The sequence below is a fragment of the Bacillus sp. XF8 genome (assembly GCF_017498755.1).
In the GTDB taxonomy this organism is placed as follows: domain Bacteria; phylum Bacillota; class Bacilli; order Bacillales; family Bacillaceae_G; genus Bacillus_A; species Bacillus_A bingmayongensis.
Window position 1 is genome coordinate 18,914 of record NZ_JAGDQK010000002.1, and the last position, 24,277, is coordinate 43,190.

At 35.7% G+C, this 24,277-nt stretch carries 16 protein-coding genes; 6 read left to right on the forward strand and 10 right to left on the reverse strand.

Going from position 1 to position 24,277, the window contains the following annotated elements:
- The first annotated feature begins 320 nt into the window (after positions 1 to 320).
- Positions 321 to 1,817, forward strand: coding sequence for an L-lactate permease (locus J4P91_RS00545; RefSeq protein WP_207992553.1), 1,497 nt, complete (start codon positions 321 to 323; stop codon positions 1,815 to 1,817).
- Between the two features lie 100 nt (positions 1,818 to 1,917).
- Positions 1,918 to 2,601 carry a DUF2278 family protein gene (locus tag J4P91_RS00550; RefSeq protein ID WP_207992554.1) on the forward strand — a complete coding sequence of 228 codons (684 nt, stop codon included), beginning with the start codon at positions 1,918 to 1,920 and terminating at the stop codon, positions 2,599 to 2,601.
- A 14-nt stretch (positions 2,602 to 2,615) separates the two neighbouring features.
- On the opposite strand, the gene J4P91_RS00555 is transcribed toward J4P91_RS00550, so the two are convergent.
- Complete coding sequence (locus J4P91_RS00555) at positions 2,616 to 3,449, reverse strand: hypothetical protein (RefSeq protein WP_207992555.1); 834 nt, start codon at positions 3,447 to 3,449, stop codon at positions 2,616 to 2,618.
- 199 nt (positions 3,450 to 3,648) lie between these two features.
- Here J4P91_RS00555 and J4P91_RS00560 point away from each other — a divergent pair, with 199 nt between their 5' ends.
- Positions 3,649 to 4,452 (forward strand): zinc ribbon domain-containing protein, encoded by an 804-nt coding sequence (locus J4P91_RS00560; protein ID WP_207992556.1) that lies wholly within the window; start codon positions 3,649 to 3,651, stop codon positions 4,450 to 4,452.
- A 385-nt stretch (positions 4,453 to 4,837) separates the two neighbouring features.
- Complete coding sequence (locus J4P91_RS00565; RefSeq protein ID WP_207992557.1) at positions 4,838 to 6,172, forward strand: FAD-dependent oxidoreductase; 1,335 nt, start codon at positions 4,838 to 4,840, stop codon at positions 6,170 to 6,172.
- 422 nt (positions 6,173 to 6,594) lie between these two features.
- Here J4P91_RS00565 and J4P91_RS00570 read toward each other — a convergent pair whose 3' ends face one another.
- From J4P91_RS00570 to J4P91_RS00580, 3 genes are all read right to left on the reverse strand, one after another.
- The gene (locus tag J4P91_RS00570; protein ID WP_207992558.1) at positions 6,595 to 7,974 is read right to left on the reverse strand and encodes a lytic polysaccharide monooxygenase; all 1,380 of its coding nucleotides are present in this window, start codon (positions 7,972 to 7,974) and stop codon (positions 6,595 to 6,597) included.
- Between the two features lie 661 nt (positions 7,975 to 8,635).
- Positions 8,636 to 8,818, reverse strand: a complete 183-nt coding sequence (locus J4P91_RS29655; RefSeq protein WP_374192007.1) for an aspartyl-phosphate phosphatase Spo0E family protein — start codon at positions 8,816 to 8,818, stop codon at positions 8,636 to 8,638.
- A gap of 576 nt (positions 8,819 to 9,394) precedes the next feature.
- Entirely contained in the window at positions 9,395 to 10,444 is a 1,050-nt protein-coding gene (locus tag J4P91_RS00580; protein WP_207992559.1) for a Fic family protein, read from the reverse strand.
- Between the two features lie 655 nt (positions 10,445 to 11,099).
- Here J4P91_RS00580 and J4P91_RS00585 point away from each other — a divergent pair.
- On the forward strand, positions 11,100 to 11,510 hold the full coding sequence (locus J4P91_RS00585) for a DUF3908 family protein (RefSeq protein WP_207992560.1): 411 nt from the start codon (positions 11,100 to 11,102) through the stop codon (positions 11,508 to 11,510).
- Between the two features lie 33 nt (positions 11,511 to 11,543).
- Here J4P91_RS00585 and J4P91_RS00590 read toward each other — a convergent pair whose 3' ends face one another.
- From J4P91_RS00590 to J4P91_RS00615, 6 genes are all read right to left on the reverse strand, one after another.
- Positions 11,544 to 12,137 carry a class I SAM-dependent methyltransferase gene (locus tag J4P91_RS00590; RefSeq protein ID WP_207992561.1) on the reverse strand — a complete coding sequence of 198 codons (594 nt, stop codon included), beginning with the start codon at positions 12,135 to 12,137 and terminating at the stop codon, positions 11,544 to 11,546.
- Between the two features lie 116 nt (positions 12,138 to 12,253).
- The gene (locus J4P91_RS00595; protein ID WP_207992923.1) at positions 12,254 to 13,825 is read right to left on the reverse strand and encodes a SagB family peptide dehydrogenase; all 1,572 of its coding nucleotides are present in this window, start codon (positions 13,823 to 13,825) and stop codon (positions 12,254 to 12,256) included.
- Positions 13,826 to 13,936: 111 nt separating this feature from the next.
- On the reverse strand, positions 13,937 to 15,886 hold the full coding sequence (locus tag J4P91_RS00600) for a TOMM precursor leader peptide-binding protein (protein WP_207992562.1): 1,950 nt from the start codon (positions 15,884 to 15,886) through the stop codon (positions 13,937 to 13,939).
- The gene (locus J4P91_RS00605; protein WP_207992563.1) at positions 15,886 to 17,805 is read right to left on the reverse strand and encodes a putative thiazole-containing bacteriocin maturation protein; all 1,920 of its coding nucleotides are present in this window, start codon (positions 17,803 to 17,805) and stop codon (positions 15,886 to 15,888) included. The genes J4P91_RS00600 and J4P91_RS00605 overlap by 1 nt, the downstream gene beginning before the upstream one ends.
- Positions 17,806 to 17,988: 183 nt before the next feature.
- The gene (gene odhB / locus J4P91_RS00610; RefSeq protein WP_207992564.1) at positions 17,989 to 19,248 is read right to left on the reverse strand and encodes a 2-oxoglutarate dehydrogenase complex dihydrolipoyllysine-residue succinyltransferase; all 1,260 of its coding nucleotides are present in this window, start codon (positions 19,246 to 19,248) and stop codon (positions 17,989 to 17,991) included.
- 158 nt (positions 19,249 to 19,406) lie between these two features.
- A complete protein-coding gene (locus J4P91_RS00615; protein ID WP_207992565.1) occupies positions 19,407 to 22,292 on the reverse strand; it encodes a 2-oxoglutarate dehydrogenase E1 component in 2,886 nt (961 codons plus the stop codon).
- Positions 22,293 to 23,682: 1,390 nt separating this feature from the next.
- Here J4P91_RS00615 and J4P91_RS00620 point away from each other — a divergent pair.
- The gene (locus J4P91_RS00620) at positions 23,683 to 24,102 is read left to right on the forward strand and encodes a hypothetical protein (RefSeq protein WP_207992566.1); all 420 of its coding nucleotides are present in this window, start codon (positions 23,683 to 23,685) and stop codon (positions 24,100 to 24,102) included.
- Positions 24,103 to 24,277 lie beyond the last annotated feature (175 nt).

Below are 24,277 nucleotides of genomic sequence, written 5' to 3' on the forward strand. Positions count from 1 at the left end.
ATTGAACACCGTTATCTAAATTATACCATTTAGATAATAACAATGACGGGTATTTCTTGACGTAGATTTTATCCCGCTATTTGTGGGCAGTAAGACCCCCACCTCAAAATTCAGCGAAAGCAAAGAAATTAGGTGGGGGATGAAGAAACCCCCACTGATTAAAGTTTCACTTTATATACACCAAGTTAACATATGAGTATTATGTTGCTACTACTGCATGACATTAAGAAATTTGAGAGACTGCTGCGAAGTGAATTGAATATTCTGTCAACTGTTATATAATAGTTACAATTGTATCTTATAAGAAATGAGATGATGGTATGGCCGTATTGTTGGCTCTTATTCCAATTATGATGATTTTTATTTGTTTATTTGTATTTAAGCAAACATCGCTTAAAGCTTCATTGATTTCCTATGCTGTATGTGGTGGAATCGTTTTACTAACACCGATGTTTCGCTTGCAGATGGGAGAGGTTGTACATGCAACAATTAAAGGTGGTTTAATTTGTTTTATTGTTGGATATGTTTTGTTCTTTGGTATCCTTTTATTTCACCTCATGAATAAAATGGGGTACATTGATCAGGTTGCAAGATTTATGGAACAGGTTACACATGATCGTTTATTACAAATGCTTTTAATGTGTTTTGGAATTTGTCCTCTTATTGAATCAGTAAGTGGGTTTGGAATTGGCTTTATGGTGGCAGCTCCTATTTTTCTTTCGCTCGGTTATAAACCGTTCCAAGCTGTTTTGCTCTCGTTTATTGGATTATTAGCAAGTTCATGGGGAGCGATGGCAACAGGAACGATTATTGGATCGCAGCTTGTGAATATGCCATTAGTAAACTTGGGTTCCAGTACAGCATTACTAAGTATTCCTTTCTTTGCATACTTTGTCTTACTTTCTTTGTATGTAGTTGGTGGTTGGTCTGCAGTTATGCAGAAATGGAAGGAAGCAGTCGGCTTCTTTCTCTTATTCTCTTTATCAATCTATCTTTCTAATGCATATGTGAGTGTGGAATTGGCTGGGATTTTAAGTTCAATCGTTACAATTACATTTGGATTTCTCATCATTAAAATAACAGCGAGGCAAGGAAAGGAAGTTTTATCAGAACATGCTGCAACTGTAGAACGAGAAGTTTCTATTGTGAAAATTATTAGTCCATACTTATTTTTAACAATTTGTATACTACTCTCTCGTTTAATTCCGTCGTTACATAATATGTTACAATCTTATGCTGTTCTGGATCTACCAACATATTCTTACAAACTTGAACTATTGTATTCGCCTGGGTTTTGGCTTGGTGTTACATGTTTATTTACCATCGTTTTCTTCCGTATTCCTTCTACTATTATAAAACAATCTTTATCTCAAACGATAAAACAATGGATCCCTTTCGCTATTACAACGACAATGTTCATTGCGATTTCAGAACTAATGGGTGCCGCGGGTATGCACACATTGTTAGCGGAAGCAGCTGGAAATACATTTGGAACGTTATTTGTCTTTGTGGCCCCTTTCATTGGTGCAATTGGTGGTTTTTTAACGGGAAGTAACGCAGGATCAAATGCAATGTTTATTAAACTACAAATGCAAACAGCGCAGAATGTAGGGCTTCCGTGGCAATATGTTACGACTCTTCAAAATACAGCATCATCTGTAGCGACAATTGCTTGTCCATCACGGATTACACTTGGGGCCTATTTATGTAATATCCCGTTTCGTGAGAATGAACTACTAAAGAAGACAACGCTTATGATTTTTGGAGCGGTGTTGATTGTAGTGGTGGAAGTTGCCGGGTGGTATGTATTGCAATGAAATATTTGATGAAATCCTCTTCTTTAGGAGGATTTTCGTTTGTCAGTGGATAATTTATAAAAGAACAAGTGTTTCTATTATATGAAGAGGAGATGATCCCATGCCCCTAAAAAACTACGGCGTTTTAAAAGGCACAGCACTACAATCTATGATTGGAAAAGGGAAAACACCTCATTATCAAGTTCATTTGCAAGATGAACTAGGAGTAGACTATCGTATTGCAATTAATGTGAAATCACAGAGCTATCCATCAGAAGTACTATATTATGCCAGTGAAAATATTAAGTCGGAAGCCATTACTATTTTACCGACATTGCCATTTGGATTTACTGAAATTAAGAACAATAAGCCAGAGGTTGCACTAGATTATGTGAGGGGAAATTTATTCAATTCGAAACAGATGATTCCTTTGCCACCAGAAAAATCGGGAGCTAACAATGATTTAAATGAAAAAATAGAACACTATATAAAACAGGCAATAGAGGAAAAGGCAATTATTTATGCATTTGGAGAACGATGGGGTCCAGAAAATAATACACCAGATCGATATTTTCATTTTAAACCCGGTAATGGTATACATGATATTCACATGAATCAAGGGAATGTGGAAAAGTGGGAAAAGGATGATGGCGTATGGCAAGATGGCGGGATATTAATCCACTTCGAGAAAGAGAAGAAATGGGTCGGAATTTTCCTTGCGTTTCAGTCGCAGTCTTGGTGTACGGATGAAGAAGGGCATGCTCGGGTTCCAGTGGAGCAGTGCGATTATAAGAGTAAAAATTAATTAAAACAGCTAGTTCATCTCGAACTAGCTGTTTTAATTTTGTAGAATATAAAGCTGATACATACAGCGATACATGAAAATAGTATAGCGATGCTAGAGAAAGCGAGTAAGTACGTATTGTATTTCACTACATTACCTATCAGCTGATTACTATCATAATGAAACAATCCTGCTATTGTATTGAATAGGAACAAGACGATAAATATAGTAATCACACCATCTAATGAACCTTCTATATCTGGTTTACTCAAGGCAATGTGTGCAGAGATACAAATCGCGATGAAAAGAAACAGCCAAAAGGAAGGGGTAGAAAGGTTACTAATCGTAAAAAGACTTTTTAATAAGAGAAATGATGATACAAAAATATTTTGCAACATATCGATATTAATAGAAGTAGTTTGAGTATTTGTTTCAAGGGCATGTATAAATACTAAGTAGGATTGTGGTACGAAATAATACATCAAAAATATCAAGGTGGCCATTCCTGAAAAAATAGGAGCAACTCCGATGAAGAAATTTCCTATCCTTTGATAGATACTTCTTTGATTATACTGGTGTCTTACATAACCTAAATAACCGTTACTTGTATCGGTTGGAAAGAGCTGCATTGCTACAATTTGATGTCTAAATACGATACACATAACAGCATGTCCAAGTTCATGTACGGGAACACCAATCCAAGCTGATAAAAGGAAGCCTTTTTTGCCAAAAGCTCTTGTCCAATACGCCCGTGTAAGAGATTCTAAATAACCCAATAAAAAACCAACTAAAATGATGACACCTAGTAATGAAAATAATTGTATCAAGCTAGTCAGGAATATATGAAAAATTGAGTATGCAAATTCCATATTCTTCATCCAATCTATGTATTTTACGAAATTCTTTTTGATATTGTTTATCATACCACTTTGTTAGTAGATTACCAGAATAGATACGATGGAAATGTATAGAATATATAGCTTTTTCTTGTAGGCATGTTTTGTTTCCTTACACATATATTGAATTTGTAGCAGCTTAGAAGATACATGCTAAGGGGGAGATGCTAAGATGACGTGTCCAAATTGTAAAACTGAGCATACAAGTGAAGCGAAATTTTGCGGGAATTGCGGGCATGCACTGACACTGACGGAACAAGTCGTAGAGAATCGTGCAGAAGGAGAACAGCAGTTGATCCGCTCTGCATCTACGCAGGCAGCAGGCTCGAATGAGAAGGTAGAGCAGGCGAAGCAATTTGCGAGTGGATATTTTCAGTTTTTTAAGAATGCATTAAAATCTCCGTCGGCAATTATGAAAAGTGGACATATTGAGATAAGAAATGGGATTGCAAGTCTTGTTCTTATTTGTTTTTTATTTGCTTGTTTGTTTTACCGAATGATGAGTGCCACTGTATCGATTGCAACGGGTATTATAGGAGGTGCTGGTTTTGCACCTGAAGCAACCCCTTCTTTTTTCGGGGAATCAGTTAAAGTCTTTTTCTTTTTATTAATTTTATTTCTTTTTATTGGAGGTATCATTTTTGTAAGTGGAAAACTCATGAAATCATCTTTTTCTTTTTTAGAAACGCTTGGGGTGTGGGGGACAGTATCAACACCAGCTGTCGCTGTACTTGTTATTGCACTCTTATTTAGCTTTTTGTTAAGTTTTCTAGCACCGCTATTTTTAGGGCTTGCTGTGACGGGAATGACTATTTGTACAATTGTTTCAATACTAAAGTTAGATCGTGGTGGAGTAGATCCAGTTTATACACTTATTATCGCATATATTTGCATTTCAATTGCGAGCTGGATTGTGCTTTGGTCTTATATAAAAACAATAGTTGATACCTTAACTAGCGGGTTAAAAATCTTCTAATGAAAAGGTTGTACTTATGAAACAAAGTCAAAATTATGTGACTCCGTATTATACAAGAGAGTTGGATGATATTGAGGCGTATAATGATGAGCTTATAAAGTCAAAGGAATAACGAATGCAATGGAATAGAGATGAATTCCTTATTTGAGTAAGAAGATAGATGGATAACGCTACTCATCTATCTTCTTTTGCTATTTTTATCATTTTAACCGAGAAGACCCCCTCCTCTAAACGAAGTGAAGGTGGGGGTAGTTCAATACTAGTGAAAAGTGCTTTTTGTTGTTAAAAAGTGTAGAAGAATTCATACTGTGAATAAGAAAAGGATTTAATTCAATGGAATTTGGATACGGTAAAACAGTAGAGAATAATTAAAGGAGTGATATAGTTGAACTATGTAATTATTGGCGGAGATGCAGCTGGTATGAGTGCGGCAATGCAAATTGTTAGAAATGATAAAGAAGCAAAAGTTGTTACATTAGAAAAAGGAGAAATATACTCATATGCGCAGTGCGGTCTTCCATATGTTATTAGCGGTATGATTGTTTCTACTGAAAAATTAATTGCACGAGGCGTTAGCACATTTCGTGATAAGTATGGAATTGATGCTAAAACAAATCATGAAGTAACGAAAATTGATACTGAAAACAAAATCGTACATGGTATACATACAGAGACGAAAGATTCATTTCAATTTACATATGATCGCTTGTTAATTGCGACAGGAGTTAGACCTGTTATGCCAGATTGGGAAGGGAGGGAGTTGCAAGGTATTCACCTTTTAAAAACAATTCCGGATGCCCATAGAATATTGGAGACGTTACAAGAACAAAATGTTGAGCAAGTAACAATTATCGGCGGCGGGGCAATTGGTCTTGAAATGGCTGAAACATTTGTGGAACTTGGGAAAAAGGTACGAATGATTGAACGAAATGATCATATCGGTACGATTTATGATGCTGATATGGCAGCACATATACATGAAGAAGCGGCGAAACATAATATTGAAATTTTAACAAATGAAAATGTAAAAACTTTTAAAGGAAATGAGAAAGTCGAATGGATTGAAACAGATAAAGGAACATACAAAACAGATCTTGTTTTAGTATCCGTTGGTGTAAAACCGAATACAGATTTTCTTGAAGGAACCGATATACGTACAAATAATAAAGGGGCCATAGAAGTAAATGCCTATATGCAAACGAATGTCGAGGATGTTTATGCTGCGGGAGATTGTGCAACGCACTATCATGTTGTAAAGGAAATACAGGACCATATTCCGCTCGGTACAACTGCGAATAAACAAGGGCGTCTTGCTGGACTAAATATGGTTGATAAACGAAGAGCATTTAAAGGTACTCTCGGTACGGGCATTATTAAATTTATGGGACTTACATTAGCAAGAACGGGTTTAAATGAAAAAGAAGCGCACGGACTAAAATTACCATATAGGGCGGTGAAGGTAGATTCAACAAGTATGGCGGGTTACTATCCAAATGCAACGCCACTTTATGTGAAATTATTATATCGTTCAGATACGAAACAATTGCTTGGTGGACAAGTTATCGGAGAAGAAGGCGTGGATAAACGAATTGATGTTATTGCAATGGCGCTCTTTCATAAAATGAGTATCCACGATTTAGAGGATGTCGATTTAAGCTATGCACCGCCGTATAATAGTGTTTGGGATCCAATTCAACAAGCAGCACGGCGAGCGGAATAGATGATAAAGGTAGCACTTCTTGATGAAGTGCTATTTTTTCGTGGTAAGTGGAGGGTATAAAAACTAATGTACATGATTCAAGAGTGAATCTTGAACCATGTTGTGTGTATTACTTCTATTTACCTCTATTGAATATATGTATCCTGCTATTTGTAGGCAGTAAGAGATGTTAAGGAAGCCAAAGAAGATAGGTGGGGGATAAACTGCCCGTAAAGGTACGATTGGTGAGGGCTAATAATCAGTGGGGGATGAAGAAAACTTCCACTGATTAAAGTTTCAATTTATTTAGTAATAGAATCCCATAATCGAAAACAATACCCCAGTAAAAGTGGAGTATTGTTCGTTTCGTATTCTATGTGGAAAAGATTTTTCTGTTTAACTTTTTGCACCAAAACCCTCTAGATTTTCTTGTATATTACATATTACTTAGTTGTAATTGGTTTCCATAATGATAAGGCAAATATCCAAGTTGGGTCACCGTTCCCTTGATAATCTTGAACAGCTTCGTATACTTTGCCTTGGTGTTCTACTCTATCGCCTTTTTTATATGCTTTAGATGGATCCCATTGCTCATAAGATGAACCTTGCTCTTTTGTAGTTACAGTTAAAATGTTACTTTTAATAGATTCATTTCCAGCTGCATCTACTGCAGTAACTGCATACTTATATGTTGTATTTTCTTGTAGATTCATGTCCATAAAGGATGTAGTTTGAGATGTTCCAACTACAGTCATTTGTCCTCCTGCTGTTTCTCGATATACAGCATAATGATCAACTGCTACATTATCCTCTGATGCGCTCCACATTAAGTCCGCACTTGAGGCTGTTACTCCCATAGTATGTAGTGTAGTTGGTTGCGTTGGTGCTTCTGTATCTGGAACTTCATCTGTTGTCTTTGCAACTACAGCTTGACTTTCTTCAGAAACATTTCCAGCTGCATCTAATGCTTTTACTGTATACGTATATTCTGTATTTGCTTGTAAGCTTTTATCTGTGAATGATGTTCCAACTACAGTTTTAATTACTTGTCCATCACGTAATACTTGGTATTCTTTCACGCCTACATTGTCTGTAGAAGGCTCCCATTTTAGATTGACACTGTTAAAGGTAACGTTCGTTACGTCTAATCCTGTTGGCTGAGTTGGCGCTTCCGTATCTGGAGTTTCATTATTTACTAAATTCACATCAATTACATTATAGAAAGCATTTGAAGTATCATATACATCCCAAACGGCTAAAATAACGTGGTAACCACTACGATCAGTTGGTACGTTAATTGTATGAGTTAGGTTATTCGTTGCTTGAGAACCGTCATGTTCAACAGTTCCAATTGGTTCAAGATCAGCGCGGGTTAGTGGTTTATTTGGATCCCATCCTTTTTTAGTAATATAATAGTGCCATTTGCTTGTCGGATGTGTTGCAGTGTATTTCCACGTAAAGGTATTTGCTCCCCCTGTAATCGTGTTCTTGAACCAACGATCTGGTGTTTGTTGGTCGAGAATTCCACCAAACAGGCCACCTGCAGAGGCAATTTTACCATCAGTTGGTCCGTCTTGTGGAAATCCTTTTCGTGCCTCTAGACTCTGTGGCTCATACATTACGTTTCCGCAATTTAAGTTAAGTGCGCCGTAATTTTGACTACATAAAGCGGCACGGCTTCCCGGTTTTTCAACGAATCCATGTGCGTATGCGCTTTCAGGAACTGCTGTAATTCCTATGATTCCAGCTGCTAATATGGCAGCACTTACCCCCTTTTTACTTTTACTTAGTTTTGTAAATTTAGATGCAAACTTCTTGTTCATTTTTGTGTCCCCCTGTATTTTTTATGGCAAGCATGAGGGTTTTGATGCAAACAGGTAAAAAGAAAATTCTATTATGCTGATTATTTCTTATACTTTCAATTAGAAAAGAATACTTTTAAATATCTATAAAGTAAGAGAGACACCATTAGCTAAAAGGTAATATTATTTTTGTTTGTGCAAAATTTTATTTCTATTAGTATGATAGCTGTGAACACAAAATCAAACAAACTTCGTATTAATATGACAATAGTTGCATAAAATGAATAAGTTTTTGTACTAGGTAATGAAAATTGGTCCTAAATAAAATAAATATATTACATTATTGCGTTATTTACTGTTTGACAGAAGCGAACAACGCTATAAATTTTCATAAAATGTTCACACTTTACTTATTGATAGTTAAAGAACAACCTTAGCAAGTTTTATTAGTGATATAAAATTAAAGTGAGGGATAGAGAAGGGATGGAAAAGTTTGATGTAGGAAATTCAAGAGAATAAAAAGAAAAGCACTCATTTCAGTGCTTTTCTTAATAATAGATCCCCACGTTTTTATACTAAAGCTAGTGTTACATTGCTATTAGCTGAATAAAAAACAACTAATATACTATTTTTATTAGGATTGTACAACATGCTGATGTTATTAAATAATTATTATAGATATCTATACGTCTTTACCAATAGTTTTGTAACATGAGGAATTTTTTGTTTGTTGCATTACTTTATAAATTAAGTAATCTACCTCTTGGCTAAGGTTAAGGACTTTATGATGATTGAAACCATATTTTGTAACTAGGTGAATCAATTCTTTCTTTTTTTCCTCGATTTTATGATTTAGCATAGTCATCTCCAAATATAGCAATTCTTCTCTAATTATAGAAGTAATGTAAGAAAAGTGTCTTTTTTATTATTAAAAAGCAACAGCATGTTAATGATCTATCAGTACTTTTTGTAGAAAACATAAATCATTATTGTACTATTTAATAAAAAATAATATTGTTTTCTCGCACCTTATTATGAATTCTTCACTCCATTTGCCTTTCATGTATATGTAGTAATTTTACTAAATATTAAATGAATGTAGTAGGAAGAGTTAAGTGTTAAGTTTAAAAAGTCTGCATTTTTTAATAATACATATTGACGAAAATTTATGCAATATGAACACAAAAGGATACTTTTAGACTAATATTAAGTAGATTTTCCTCTGTTTTATTATAGGGAATCGAACAAATATAGTTAAAACTCTACATTCTGATAAAAAAAGATTTAAGAAAAACATAACAATAAGTTAAAAGTTCAATATTTAGACAAATATTTTGATCAAAGGCAACCTATTCGTTATGGAAAATTTTGAAGGAAACAGAGTGCTAATGCTCAAATACTCATGGGAATGTATTAATTGAATACGGTTTATATACAATATTTATGACTTAAGCTTTATCCATTGTGCGTTTCTCCCTTTTGAAATTAGTTTTATATATCCTTGTAACTGTAAGGAATGCAATGTCCTATTAATAGTACTTTCACCTATATCTGGGTAAGCATTACGAATATTTTCTTTAGTGAAAGAATGTTTTTGTTCATCTATGTATTTTTTGATTCTTTTACTTTTCGTATGAGTAATTATATGACTTCTTACTAGAGTGTGTAATTCTTGATATGCTGCTAAAACAATAGTTAAAAAGACTTTTAACCAAAAACCTATACAGTGTTCGCCATAGTACCAGTTAGCCGCAGATTTATAAAGTGCAGTATAGTAATCTAACTGGTGCTTTTTAATATATTTATCTATACATATGTATTTTACAAATGTATATCCACTTTTAATTAATAACAATTGAATTAAGATTTGTGCCAGCCTTCCATTTCCTTTATTAAAAGGATAAATACACAGGAAATTTAATATAAATCGAGGGATTAGTAAGAGTGAATGAAAATCACCATTAGATCTTAATGTATTATATTGTTCGCATAGTTGATGCAAAGCTTGTGGAATTGCTTCATATGAAATAGCTTTGTACTGATTAGGATGAATATTAAACTCTGGAATATTAGGTAAAATAGGTTTTGTTTTTCGCCAATTCCCACTTTCGGAAGTGGAGTAATTTAATAGTTGGAAATGCAGTTCTTGAATCGTCTCTGGTTTAATAGGCAATGTATGGTATTTTTTTTGTATGAGTTCTAATGTTGTATAATAACAAACTAAGGCATCCTCTTCTATTGTTTGAGGGGCCATATCATTAAGTATTAAATTTTGTAACTGTTTATTTGAGAATGTAATATTTTCATACATAATAGTAGAATTCTTCATATATTGTAGTGGAATATTTTTCTCCAAAAGATTAAATAATTCTGGTCTGAGATGTTGATAAACTTCTAGTTTTCCTTTGTATTCACTAATTTCACTTACTAAATTTAGAAGTTCCTTCTTATTTTCTAAACTGACATATTTTTCTTCGAAAAAGTTTCTCATTTTGTTCCCTCCTTTACCCTATAAATGTGTTAAGACATACGTACGTTCCATTCTAAAGATAAATAATACAACAAAATTAAAAAATAAAGTTTGTAATTTATAAAATATCTCTGATTATTTTTTGAACTTTTCATAGTATTTACAGCGTTGATTCAAAGATAAATAAGGCAATTTTGTAACAAAGTACTATTATTCGTTGTGCAAAAGCAGTAAAAATGAAATAAAACATGTCTATTTTATCTAAAATAGACAAGAATACTCCATCTTCAATCGTGTACAGGGTATAGCCCGATGATAAGGTATGAAAGAAATACATCTAAGGTATTAAATATAATAGTAAAGTAGTTTTAATGGAAGGGTAGAACTAGATTTCCATATAATCTATATGTATTTTAAAATTTATCCCGCTATTTGCGGGCGATAGTAAATAAGGGCTGTTTTTCTTTATTTTGAAAATATCAAGTTATACAAAAGATGTATGAAATACTATTTGCTCTTGAAAAATACAGTACTTATCTATTATATTTTCATATAGTATTTATTTTTTTATACATAAGAAGTACGATATATAGAAAAAAAGCTGAGAATAAATATCGTAAATCATATGAATACATGACAAGAAAGCTAGCAATGAATGATGCAGGAGGATAAAACGATGTCTATAAATATGAAAACAGTAGAAGAGTGGATTGCGGAGTTAAATGCAAGACATGAGGAGGATTTTGGAGAAGTTGTTCAAGAAATGAAAGAACTCTGTGTTGCGATTGATAACGCTACATTAATTTATCCGAAAAATGTATTTTGCTTTGGCAAAAAAGCTGAAGTCTACTTTTTCTTCCAAGACCATGTTATCATGGGCATGGCGCAAGAAGAATCTATTCAAGTTGAAAAATTAAAGTATGAGAACATTACAGACATAAGCCTAAAAACAAATGATAAAAATACAACATTAGAGTTGAAGTTCTCTAATGGAAATTCTATTATGCTAGATAGTTTAAATGATAACTGCGGAACGAAAAATTGGTTATTTGCAAGACAGATTAAGAGTATATTTAAATTGATTTAGTAGAAAAGAGCAGACCTTAGAAGGTCTGCTTTTTTATGATTTACTCCCGACTATACAAAGGCATCCTTTTTCTTCGTAATATTTTATATGTTGAAACCCAGTGTTGTTAAAAAGAGTTACTAATTCTTCGGTTGTTTTAAATTGTTGCATATGATAATTCATTTTAAAGACTTCAGCTACAATCATAAAGGAGCCGTTTGGTTTTAAGACGCGAAAAGCTTCTTTGATATCATTTTTTAAATCTGGCCAAAAGTAATGAGTTTGAAAGGCTGTAATGAGGTCAAAAAAGTTATCATCAAATGGAATAGAAGATACACTTGCTCTATGAATCATAACTTTTCCATTTTTCACATCACTTCTATTGGATTTTATCGAATTTTCTACTGCTTTTTCTGAGTAATCAATCCCGTATATTTTTCCAGCGGGATTCATTTTGGAAAGGGTATGTATCGTTTTACCGCCACCACATCCAATGTCTAGTATTACTGCATCTTTACGTATATTTATTTTTTGCAAAGCCCAATTCGTTAGCCTTGTATGTACAGTATTCATAATACAAAGCATAGAAGAACCGATAGAACCTCTAGGGTTTTTAGCTTGTTCAATTAATTTTTGTAATACGCTCAACCTGATCTCTCCTTATATATAAATTTCCTAAATTTGTATATTCACTTTGGGTAATCCAAATTCCTTTAAAAAACACGCCCTTCGCTCAGTACACGGTGCTAGCAAAGGGCGTATTTTTAACTATGCAAATATCCTTTTAACCAAGTGCGAGGTCGATAGAAACCAACAGGAATTTGAATGAGGGTCGTTTTTCCAGTTGTATCAGTTTCATACAGTTTGTCACATAAGTTTGCATCAAATCCTAAGAGCGGATGTCCTCCCATATCCATAGCTGAGGCTGCTAAGACGAGCTTTTGTACGAGCATTCCAGCTTCCATTTGTTGAATCCGATATCCTCTATAACCTAAATCGTTTTTTAAATAATCTTTATTTCCCATTACATGTAAACAGAGTGGCACTTGAAAGAGGTTTACATTGTCCATTGTCATACCAGATTGTAAAGGGTGGCGTAGATCTCCATGTTGAATTTCTTCTAATGTATGGGCAGCGCTGTTATAGGAATATGCACCATTTGGCAAACCTTCTACGTTATAAAAGCATCCGTACAGTGAGACGCGTGCTTTTGGATTGGTATGTTTTCCGTCTAAATCATTTTGATACGGAAAGGAAAGGCTTGCTTCTTGAAGCAAGGTAGCGAGTTGTGTTCCATTTATTTTTTTTAAGACAAAGTCTATATCAGGTGAATAGCGTTTTTGACAAACGGCTGCGAAATCGTATGATAATCGTTCCACTTCGGGAAGTACGAAAGATTGCATATTGTGTGGAACCTCCGCCTCTTCATGCAACGTACGGAATGATTCTGTTGATTCTAATATGGATGCTGTATTCATTTTTATTAGCATAGGATACGCTGTAACGTCCTGTGAGCGAACAAAGTGTTCATGTTGCAAAAGAGGAAGAAGTTCAGACAGTTCGTGAGACGAGATGTTTTCTGTTGCTGTATGATTTTGGTGAAACCATTCTGCTGTGGGCTTGTTAGATAACGGAATAACTGCGTATACACTTTCTTCTTGTTCAGATAGTCCGAGTAAGTGATTAATAGCTCGATCAAGAAATTGAAAATATACACCAGAGGTATAGCCGAATTGTTTCGTGGCCTCTAGTAATTGACCGATGAGTACGCCGGCATCTAGACCTTGGAGCCGATAAGAAAAATTATTATATTTAAAGAAATTTTTCCAAAACATTGTTGATACGAAAGTAATACCGAAACAAGCGGATATATCACAGCGATTCCCAAGTGCCTGCGTGAGATAAGAATCAAAATTTCCTTCCCGGAGCAAAATCAGACGATGATGTGCTACGTCGTAATGATAGATGCCATATGGGATAGTTTCAATTCTTAAATATAAATATAATTCATTTGGATATAAAGCCCCTCCTGAAGGAACAAATCTCCGATATATATTTGTTGTTGTTTGCTCTTCAGTTAAATTGAAAGAAGGCTGACATAATTGAGTTAGGCCAAATGTATACCAGAGACAATGTCCGATTTGCTCTAAAGTGGGTTCGTTAGACATATTTTGATCGCGTAGCGTTAACGGTATTTCTAAAGAAAGAGGAATGCTGGGGAGATTACGATATAGTTTATAGGGAAGGGGGGCATCAGCCCAGTCGACTTCTTTATTTTGGGGCATAATTTCATCGGTAGAAAAATGTAAATGATGTAGAAATGTTTCTAGTTGCATCAACAATCGACCTCCTTATCACGAATACCCCCACCTCAACACTTAGCAAAAGTAAAGGAGAGGGGGGGGATAAAGAAAAAAACGCTGATGGAAGTTTCACTTTATTATGGCTTATGGAAATGGATGTGGATGTGGATTAAGTTGTTCAAATGTAAGAGGCTTATCGATATATCCAAGTTCCATTGGTACGGTAAGTGCTCTTTGTAGTCCTTTTACACGAGTAAGGTGATGGCCAAATGTCATTGGCAACATACCAGGAATCAGTACTTTCACACAAGATAGCCCGTTTTTCTGTATGAGAGGGACAGTTTGATCAATAACGATTACTTCAAGCCCTGAGTGATGTAGTCGATCTAAAAGATGGCGAAGATCCGAAGTTAGATCCCTATCGATAGATTTTAGCTGATTCATTTGTTGAAATGTTTGTACATGCCGATCGTCATTCAATAAAAATTGAAGGCGTTCCTCGGCTTCTAGTAAGCCATATACCATACTATGATCTTCCATTTGAGTGACAAGATAGGGATCACGTAAACATTTTTCGTATTTTTGCTTGTTTGCTTCAAATTTTTCATCCATTGTAAGCAACATACCTGCTAATTCATGGATAGCATTTTTAACAGCTCGTAGTGGTTCCATGTGAGCACCGCCTGCACAGACGAGGTTCATGCCATCTTGTTTTGTATTTTTTGCAATTGCCCATATACTTGGAATACCATGCTCCATCGTTGCGTCAAAAACATGTAAATCATAGCCTGTAATGGTGCGCATTCGTTCAATCATCAATTGTAATTCCACATCATCCGCAGAAGCTAAATCAAGGCGGGGAAGTGGCAATTGCGCATACCAAGTTAGCAAGAAAGCATCGCGTTCGACTATTTCTAAAATACCATGGAAAATCGCTTCTTCTAAACTACCTCCAATTGCACAGCCGTTTGAGGTTTCATAGACAAAAGCATCCCTGTGTCCTAGACTATAATATGCAATTGATTCTGGAACTAAGACTGGACGGTCTTGTGATAAAGAATAACCCCATACCCAATCTTGAGGTTGATCAGGATCAAATGGTTTGAACGGGAAATCTGCTTTTTTATAATGTTCATCCGTATGTACACCAATTGTGAGAGGATTGATGGCTGTATCTTCGAAATCTCGGTAGCTACCATGAACATTCGTCCGTTTCCCGCGAGGAGTCATTCCGCAGTATCTTTCTAACCCTTCTAAAATCGCGGTTGCCTCGCTAGTTACGAATGAATGTGTTCGACCTGCAACCCCTTCATTACCTAAAAGTAACGGCATATTTACAATTACGTCAGCGAATGGTAATAAGGAATGTTGCATTTTCCCGTTTAAAAGTCCAGTCCGATAATCTAAATAATCTTGCGTCAAAAATGTATTTAAATCTTCAATAGAACGACAACGATAACTCTCACTATTTGTTTTAAAACTTGGTTGTAGAGAAAGGTAGGCAGCAGCTTCAGTGTCATCTGGTATTGTACTACATATTGGGCATAGAGGATCAGGAAGAAAGGAATGACGTGAACATTGAAATGTTTGCATGTTAAGTAAAATTAGTTCTTCTGCTAAAGAGGTATGCCCCTCTGTTAATATCTTTTCTGTTTCAGCGTGAATAAGCTGGCACATTTGTAGTAATCCAGTTTGCGTTGCACATACATCCCTCTGTATGACATCATCCGTTTGTAAGGAATATTTCCGTTGTAATTCCCACATTTCCTTTTGGTCAAAGCCAGCTATAAAACGTCTTGCATCGGCACAATAGGAACATCCTGGTTTATTTGGTTTAACATAAGGACCAATAATCCCTTCGCCGAATGAAGTAAAGCCACGAAGCCAAGGGATGTTAGCAGATCGAAATATTTGTTCAGCTTTCTGATGTATGGAGGGAGGAGAACCATCGTGTAATACAAGAGCGAGATGAATATTTTCAGGGAGGGATTCTTCGATCGTATGTTGATGAATGATAGGGTAGTGAACCGACAATTGCTGATTTACATAGTTTGCAAGTGTGCCGTCTCCTACAATTAATATTTTACGATCCATCAGTCTACCTCCTCTTTTATTACCACACCAACTACACCACCTAATCCTTCTTTTAAAAATGGTTCAATTGCTAGGTCGAGGACGTAGGGGTGAAGATTATGTTCTTTTAAATTCTGTAAAGCTAATTGTAAGGACTCTAAATGTGGAATCTCTTCTTCTTTTTGTACTTCAGTTCTAAACGACTCTGCATCGTGTAAAAGGACAGATGATTCCCATAATATATTAGAGTTATAGGGAGGCTCTTGATTTTGGAAATGAAGTAGTGCTTGTTGTAATGCGCTTCTTAGTGCTAGTGTCATATTTAGATTTGCACTACCATACCACTGGTTGTGTACGCGGACCCAAATAACAGGGAAACCTAGTATTTCTTCGCCAATTCCTATTTTTGGTGTCCCGTGTATTGTGCGGAGTGCATCTAAATAAAAACGGCAATGTTTGTCATGAATCTCTGTTAAGTGTAGCTCTGCAATTTCTTCTGTTTGACTCAATTGTCGCGTTCTCAATGTGTGTGTTAAATGATTTTGTAGCGCACGATAAACACCCTCTAGCATTGTTTCCCCAGCACCAATTCCAATAAATTCATCTTGTTCAGGAAGGAGAAAATGAATCATTTGAGTTACATATGCTTCAATCCCAGTTAGCCCTGCCTCGCGGCGTGCTTCGTCATGAGTCAATTCACCGCAAATTATCGTAGGAAGGAGGGTAGTGGGTCCTTCTGATAACGGATTTGCGACTTGAATATAGCACTGAGACAACGGTAATTGCTTTAGATTTTGTTCATCCCATATGTGAAAAATTCCAGAAGTTCTTGAAGTTAATTGGTCAAAAAAACGAAAAAGTTCATTCGAATGATTTTGATCCGCATGTTGTTTGAGAGTTTCATCAAGGTCTTGTATCATTTCTATCGTAAAGCTTTTAGTGGCTATAAGTGGGTGTTTAATAAAATTATGCCAATTGCCTTCAAGCGTTTCTAAATTTAGTAAAAAGAATTGCTTGTTTTTCTCCCTATTCGAAGCATCTGTAACATGTTTAAATAACTCAAAAACAATAATATTTGCTAACATAGCACCAGCAATTGGAGAGAATGGTTCTGGTGATTGATCTTGGTGAAGAGCGTTTTCATGCATGCGATGCCATGCTGATTCCCAGCATTCTTCAGAGTCTGAAGTAATGACAGGACCAGCTAAGCCTTTTTGCTCCAAACATAGAGCGGGAAGAAAGTTTTTCTTTTCTTCTCTACAAATTGCATGTATAGCCCTTAGCTTTTCGATATTGCCATTTTGAGATACATATAGAATCCAATCAAAGGGTTGAAAAATTTCTTGCAAAGAACAATCTATCGTTGTATCTATTTCTTGAACAAGTACATCTTGATCGGCAGTATAGGCTTTTTGCACAAGTTCGTTTAGCCGAGAGAGATTTGTTGCATCAGGATCGGTAATCAGATAGTGAAATTCGGGTAAACCAGATTCAAGTAAAGAAGAAACTAATGAAGTGAAAATAGATCCGGATCCAATTGCTAAGACTTTAGCTTGTCGATACATTTGAAGTTTCAGGGCACCTGAGTGAGAGAAAGTATCTAAAAATTCAATTTGCGATGCGTATCTCTCAAGTAATGCATCCTCTAATTGATGAGGAGAATCTTGACTTACATCTCGGACGAAACCATTTTGATGCAAAAGTTCTCCAAGTTCAAACACTCTATTTTGATAAGGGAGGGGGAGTCCACTTGTTAGTTCTTCCAAAGTGTGATCTCCATTAAACATAGGCATTAATTTTTCAATCCATTCATAGATACCATTACCTTGCATCCGGAATGAGCTGGAGTTATTTCGAAAATAGACACCCCCGTTTGAGTCGGGAAGGAAAAAGGTATCCTTGTTCATTTTTAGTTTTGTGGAAGCGGGCAGAGCACTCATTGTATTCCTCCTTATCAGTAAATTTGTTCTAGGCACACATTGTTAGTGTATGTACTGTGATTTGTCCCTTATGAATTTTAACTGATTGTTATTATTTTAGAGTTTCTGCTTAATAAAAAAAGGCTGCATGAAAGATCGAATAAATCGATTCTTTCATACAGCCTTTTGTATTTCGAAAGTCTATCAACCTTCTAATAATAATGATTTTGGATCTTCAAGCATTTCTTTAACAGCAACAAGGAAGCTAACTGCTTCTTTACCATCAACAATACGGTGGTCGTAAGATAGAGCAATGTACATCATCGGACGGTTTTCCATACGTTCTGCATCGATTGCAACTGGTCTTACTTGAATTTTATGCATTCCAAGAATACCTACTTGTGGGCTGTTTAGGATTGGTGTTGACATAAGGGAGCCAAACACACCACCGTTTGTAATTGTAAATGTACCACCTTGTAGTTCTTTTAATGTAAGTTTGTTATCGCGTGCTTTTTTACCTAGTTCACGAATTTCGCTTTCGATTTCAGCGAAGTTCAATTGGTTTGCATCGCGTACAACTGGAACAACTAATCCATCTGGAGCTGCTACAGCGATTCCGATATCATAGAATTTTTTAATGATAAGCTCGTCACCTTGAATTTCAGCATTTAACAATGGGAATTGTTTTAATGCTGCAACAACTGCTTTTGTGAAGAATGACATAAAGCCAAGACGAACATCATGTTTTTTCTCGAATGAGTCTTTACGTTCTTTACGTAATTCCATGATTGCAGTCATATCAACTTCGTTAAATGTTGTTAACATTGCAGATGTTTGTTGAACTTCTACAAGACGTTTTGCAATTGTTTGACGGCGGCGGGACATTTTTACGCGCTCAACTGGTTTTTCAAATTCAGTAGCCATAGCTGGTTTTGGACTTGTTTTTTCTTGTTTTGGCTCTGCTTTTGGTGCAGCAGCATGTGCTTGTACATCATGCGGTCTCACGCGGCCAAGTGGATCAGTGCTGCGTACTTCATTTAAGTCAATTCCTAATTCACGTGCCATTTTTCTAGCAGCAGGTGATGCGATAGGGCGATCTGTATTTGGAAGACCTTGTAAAGCTGTTTTATTTTGCGTTGCACTTGGAGCCTCAGCTTTTGGTGCTTCAGTAACTTCTTGTTTTGGTTGTTCTGGAGCTGCTGTTGGAGCAGGTGTACTTACTGCAGCGCCGTTTGCATCTAAAATTGCAATGATGTCACCAACCTCAACTGTATCCCCAGGCTCTCCTAGTAGTTGTGATACAATACCTGAATCTTCTGCAATGATTTCTACATTGACTTTATCAGTTTCAAGCTCAACAACGCTGCCACCTTTCTCAACTTTGTCGCCTACGTTGATAAGCCATTGTGAGATAGTTCCTTCTGAAATAGATTCTGCAAGCTCAGGTACTTTAATTTCGATCATTTTAAATGTCCTCCCCTTATTTGCCTAACGTTGTGTTTTGTCTTCTTTTTTCTTCTTTGGTAATCTCCATCTTTTCCAGCTTGATTGGGCAGAAATTCTTTACGATTTTGAGTGTAAGGAACTCTGCCCAAATGAGCTAGAGCACATCACTTTCGTTGTTAGTTGCTATAAACTTCGATTTCTTGTTTGTCTTGACGGAAGTTATATTTTGTATCTAATGCGTGTGCAACGATAAGTTCTTGTTCTGCTTTGTGTGCATGTGGGTCGCCACCAGATGGACTTGAGCGGTCTGGGCGTCCAATATAACCTGTTTTTACTTTATCTCCAGCAAGTTCAAACAGAATTGGAGCCATGTAATGCCATGCACCCATGTTTCTTGGTTCTTCTTGTACCCAAATGATTTCTTCTAAGTTTTTAAATCCTTTAATAATAGATTGAACTTTTTCAGCAGGGAATGGGTACAATTGCTCAATGCGAACAATATGAACTTCATCTAAATTGTACTCATGTTTACCAGACTCAATCTCTGCAGCTAAATCAATTGCCATTTTACCAGTTGTTAAAACAAGACGTTTTACTTTGGTTGGTTTTGTGCCAAGGTTTTCTTGTTCTAACGCAGGTTGGAAGCGTCCTTCACTTAATTGGCTACCCGATGAAGCTGTAAGTGGGTGACGCAGTAAGCTTTTTGGTGTCATGATGACTAATGGACGAACAGCTTCTGTACCAAGGATTGACGCTTGACGACGCAAGATATGGAAATATTGTGCCGCACTTGTTAAGTTTGCAACAGTCCAGTTGTTTTCAGCAGCAAGCTGTAAGAAACGTTCTGGACGTGCGCTAGAGTGCTCTGGTCCTTGACCTTCATAACCATGAGGCAGAAGAAGAACTAGACCTGATTTTTGTCCCCATTTTGCTCTTCCAGCTGAAACATATTGGTCAAATAATGCTTGTGCAGTATTTGAGAAGTCACCATATTGCGCTTCCCACATAACAAGAGTTTCTGGAGCGAACACGTTATAACCATATTCATAACCGACAACAGCAGCTTCAGACAGCGGACTGTTATGAACAGAGAATGATGCATTGATATTTGGTAATCGGTGCAACGGTGAATATGTTTCGTTTGTTTCTGTATCATGTAGTACGATATGACGGTGTGCGAACGTACCACGCTGTGAATCTTGACCAGTTAAACGAATTGGCGTGCCTTCTTGTAAAATAGAAGCGAATGCTAACGATTCAGCAAGTGCCCATTCAATTTTACCGTTCTCTTCAAGAGCATCTTTACGGCGCTCAAGAATCTTCTTCACTTTTGGATATACGTTAAAGCCTTCTGGCCAAGTTAAAAGTCCTTCGTTAATTGCGCGAAGTGTTTCAAGTGGAAGACCTGTATCAATCGGTTGAATTCCTTTCGCAACAACGTCTGGAACTTTAACATGAATTGCTGCTTCACTAGTATCAGCAGGTGGTACTTGTGCATATTCAGCTTTTAACTCTTCTTGTATAAACTGAGTAATTGTTTCAACCTCATCTGTATTTAGAACACCTGCAGCTTCTAATTGGCTTGCATATAAGGCTCTTACAGTTGGGTGGTTTTTAATTTTTTTATAAACTTGTGGCTGCGTAACTGCTGGGTCATCCATTTCGTTATGACCGTAACGACGGTAACCGATTAAATCGATTAAGAAGTCTTTTTTGAACAGCATACGATATTGAATTGCAAGGTTAGCAGCAGCAAGACAAGCTTCTGGATCGTCAGCATTTACATGGACGATTGGAATATCGAAACCTTTTGCAAGGTCGCTTGAATATTTTGTAGAGCGAGAATCATAGCTATCTGTTGTAAAGCCAACTGAGTTATTTGCAATAATATGAATTGTTCCACCAGTTTGGTATGCATTCAATCTGCTTAAGTTTAATGTTTCAGATACAATACCTTGCCCAGGGAATGCAGCGTCACCGTGAACTAAAACTACGAAAGATTTCGAAACATCTTGTTCAGGATAACCAGCTTTTTTACGATTTTCTTGAGCAGCACGTGCATAACCTTCAACAACTGGGTTAACAAACTCAAGGTGACTCGGGTTATTTGCTAATGTAACGCGTGTGCTAGCTTCTTCAGATCCGACAACTTGTTCTCTACCTAAATGGTATTTCACATCGCCAGTCCAGCCGACACTACTTTTTATTACATCTTGTGATTTATCAGATTCAATAGTTGCATGTTTAAATTCAGCAAACATGTGACTATATGGTTTTTCTAATACATGAGCGAGCACGCTAAGACGGCCACGGTGAGCCATACCGATCATAACGTCATTTACGCCGCCCTTAGCACCTTCTGAAATAATTTCATCAAGTACAGGTACAAGCATATCAACGCCTTCTATAGAGAAACGTTTTTGACCTACAAACGTTTTATGCAAAAATTGCTCGAAACCTTCAACTGCTGTTAAACGTTTTAACAGAGCAGTTCGCTTTTTATTTGGTAGTGGTTGACGCAATGAATTTGATTCCACCATTTGATGCAACCACTTACGTTCTTCACTATCTTGTATATGAGAAAATTCATAGGCTAAAGATTTTGTATAAACATCTTTTAATCTATTAATTACATCAAGAGCTGTGTGAATACCATTTGGCGCATCTGGCCATACTGTTTTTGCTGGAATCGCTTTCAAATCTGCATCGTTTAATCCGTGCATTGCTTCATGAATAAGGGATTGTCCATCAGTAGGATCTTCCATCGGATTAATATGAGCGGATAGATGTCCGAATGAACGGATACTTTCTACAACTTGCACCACTTTAAGAATTTTTTCAATGTTTCCTGTACCTTGAGGAGAAAAATTTGTTTCTTTGTTGTCCCCCGTTACGACATCAGCTTGGAATGTAGGAGCTCCAAAAGTTTCAAAAAGCTCTTGTAATTCCGGATCAACAGAACCTTCATTAGTCACGTAACGATCATACTGTTCAATAACATAGCCAAGGTTCGGACCATGGAATTTGGCCCAAGGGTTTGTCGCTGTATTCTTCCTCGTCATTTGTTTAAACCTCCCAATGCATATATTCCTTTTTTCGTGTGAAAAGGATGCATTTCACTCTTTTCATAATTGATGAACCAGTAATGAATGTAAATGTTATCTTTACTCTTATGTTATTACAATAATTTACATAATACCAAATGTTATTACTTATCCGTTTTGTAAAAAAACATTCACAATTACTTATCACCCAAGTTAATCTTTCATGTTATAAAGGAATTTTAAGGGAAAAATAGGTGATTTCATCTGATACATCCGTGGTTGAAACAAAATCTTCCGGATAAAAGTATAAAGTAAATTGTTAGAATGTTTCGTCAAAATCCTTTTGATTTATGTATATTAAAATAATAACCGCTTTCAAGAATATTATACAACAATATAACAGAATATAGTATAAAAAATAAAAAATTATGAATTTATCGTAAACTTTATTTCGATAGTGTTAAATATTGAAAGGAAAAAAGAAAAATTTGCTTGTAAATGATGATTATGATTTGAAAATGACTTATAAATCGTTAGTTTTTGCAAATATAGCAGAAAATTGCTTGAAAACGATAGCTCATTTCATGCAAATAGGAAGAGGATTTGTATATGTACAAAAAATAAAGTGCATATAGCTATACTAATTTTTCTAATTTGAGAAGGATTAATATAACGAAAACTTTCGATGGAAAAAGACATAAAATCTTTTTCTCTAGAGGGGAGAGAGAATCCGCCTGTTAGATCCTTTTTCAGCCCCAAACCAAGTGGAAACGAGTGCAGGTGAGCTTTTGTTTTTCAGAGTAGCAATTTATATAGATGCAGGAATAAAAAAGAAATCGAATATTTTGGTTGTTTTCATTCGTTATACTTTGCCACTTTGGTTATAAAAATAGTCGTTGTAGTCAAAACGATGAGAAAAAAGTGCTATAAAATGGCGAATATTGAATTGTTTTTATCTAAATCATTTGTATTGTTAGTTAATCTTTAAATCAGAAAACGTTTTAGAATGAAGTTATAGGATATATAGATTTTTAAAATTTGCACATTCCATTAAATGGATGTTATAAAATGGAAATTAGGATAAAAGGGATTAACATATATGAGGGAGGTTTACGAAAGAAGGAATGCTATGTTTTTATGTAAGAGAAAATTAGGGGCAATAAAATGAAAAAGAAAACGGATAATGAAAATGTTAGTGTTATTGGGCCAATAGTGTTTTCTATGATTCTATCGATATTCGGTTTTGTTCCATTTATCCCGCTATTCTAGGGCAGTAATACTCCCACCTCAAAATTCGGCGAAAGCAAAGAAGTTAGGTGGGAGATAAACTGCCCGTAAAGGCCCGATTGGTGCGGGCTAATAATCAGTGGGGGATGGAGAAAACCCCCACTGATTAAAGTTTCACTTTATGTCAAGTAAGATTAGTTATGTGAATTCACTTCATCCAATTGTGTACGATAGGCAACAAGAAGTAAGTGTTACATTGTTATCTTTTATTTACATACTATGGTTTATGTTGTATATTCTCTTGGGTGCATTACCAAAAAGAAAGCAAATAAGACGTATATTATTTATAATTTTTGGTGCTTCTTGGGTGCTCATTTACTTGCTTTTTTTCTACTATTCTAGTGTAAGTAATAAAGAAGTTATTGAGGATCCATTTTGGGGAAGTGCTAAAAGGGCTAGTTGGGGAGAGATTGAAAAAGTAGAAGTGTATGATGACTATAAGCATGTAAAATCAAATAGGCTTGGTTTTAAATTTGTATTTTATACAAATGCAAATGAAAAAATTGAAGTGAGATGTATTGAGGAAAATTGGTCAGAGTAGCAGCGGAAAATAGAGGAAATAGAAGAAATAATCAGGCGTGAAGGAATTTTGATTACGTACAATCCAATTTTTAAAATAAAAGATCAATTTTAAATGTTTTTAGAGAAGCACTATAACGGGAGAGAAGTGGAGCAAATCCGTGAATTTTTACAAAAAAGAAATATGCAAGTAAAGT

Bases quoted from the DNA above. Each gene is read 5' to 3' on its own strand.
- J4P91_RS00615 (WP_207992565.1), bottom strand. From the start codon at position 22,292: ATGACGAGGAAGAATACAGCGACAAACCCTTGGGCCAAATTCCATGGT.
- J4P91_RS00595 (WP_207992923.1), bottom strand. From the start codon at position 13,825: ATGCAACTAGAAACATTTCTACATCATTTACATTTTTCTACCGATGAA.
- J4P91_RS00600 (WP_207992562.1), bottom strand. From the start codon at position 15,886: ATGGATCGTAAAATATTAATTGTAGGAGACGGCACACTTGCAAACTAT.
- J4P91_RS00570 (WP_207992558.1), bottom strand. From the start codon at position 7,974: ATGAACAAGAAGTTTGCATCTAAATTTACAAAACTAAGTAAAAGTAAA.
- J4P91_RS00580 (WP_207992559.1), bottom strand. From the start codon at position 10,444: ATGAGAAACTTTTTCGAAGAAAAATATGTCAGTTTAGAAAATAAGAAG.
- J4P91_RS00605 (WP_207992563.1), bottom strand. From the start codon at position 17,805: ATGAGTGCTCTGCCCGCTTCCACAAAACTAAAAATGAACAAGGATACC.
- J4P91_RS00620 (WP_207992566.1), top strand. From the start codon at position 23,683: ATGTCAAGTAAGATTAGTTATGTGAATTCACTTCATCCAATTGTGTAC.
- J4P91_RS00545 (WP_207992553.1), top strand. From the start codon at position 321: ATGGCCGTATTGTTGGCTCTTATTCCAATTATGATGATTTTTATTTGT.
- J4P91_RS00550 (WP_207992554.1), top strand. From the start codon at position 1,918: ATGCCCCTAAAAAACTACGGCGTTTTAAAAGGCACAGCACTACAATCT.
- J4P91_RS00560 (WP_207992556.1), top strand. From the start codon at position 3,649: ATGACGTGTCCAAATTGTAAAACTGAGCATACAAGTGAAGCGAAATTT.
- J4P91_RS00585 (WP_207992560.1), top strand. From the start codon at position 11,100: ATGTCTATAAATATGAAAACAGTAGAAGAGTGGATTGCGGAGTTAAAT.
- odhB (WP_207992564.1), bottom strand. From the start codon at position 19,248: ATGATCGAAATTAAAGTACCTGAGCTTGCAGAATCTATTTCAGAAGGA.
- J4P91_RS00555 (WP_207992555.1), bottom strand. From the start codon at position 3,449: ATGGAATTTGCATACTCAATTTTTCATATATTCCTGACTAGCTTGATA.
- J4P91_RS29655 (WP_374192007.1), bottom strand. From the start codon at position 8,818: ATGACTATGCTAAATCATAAAATCGAGGAAAAAAAGAAAGAATTGATT.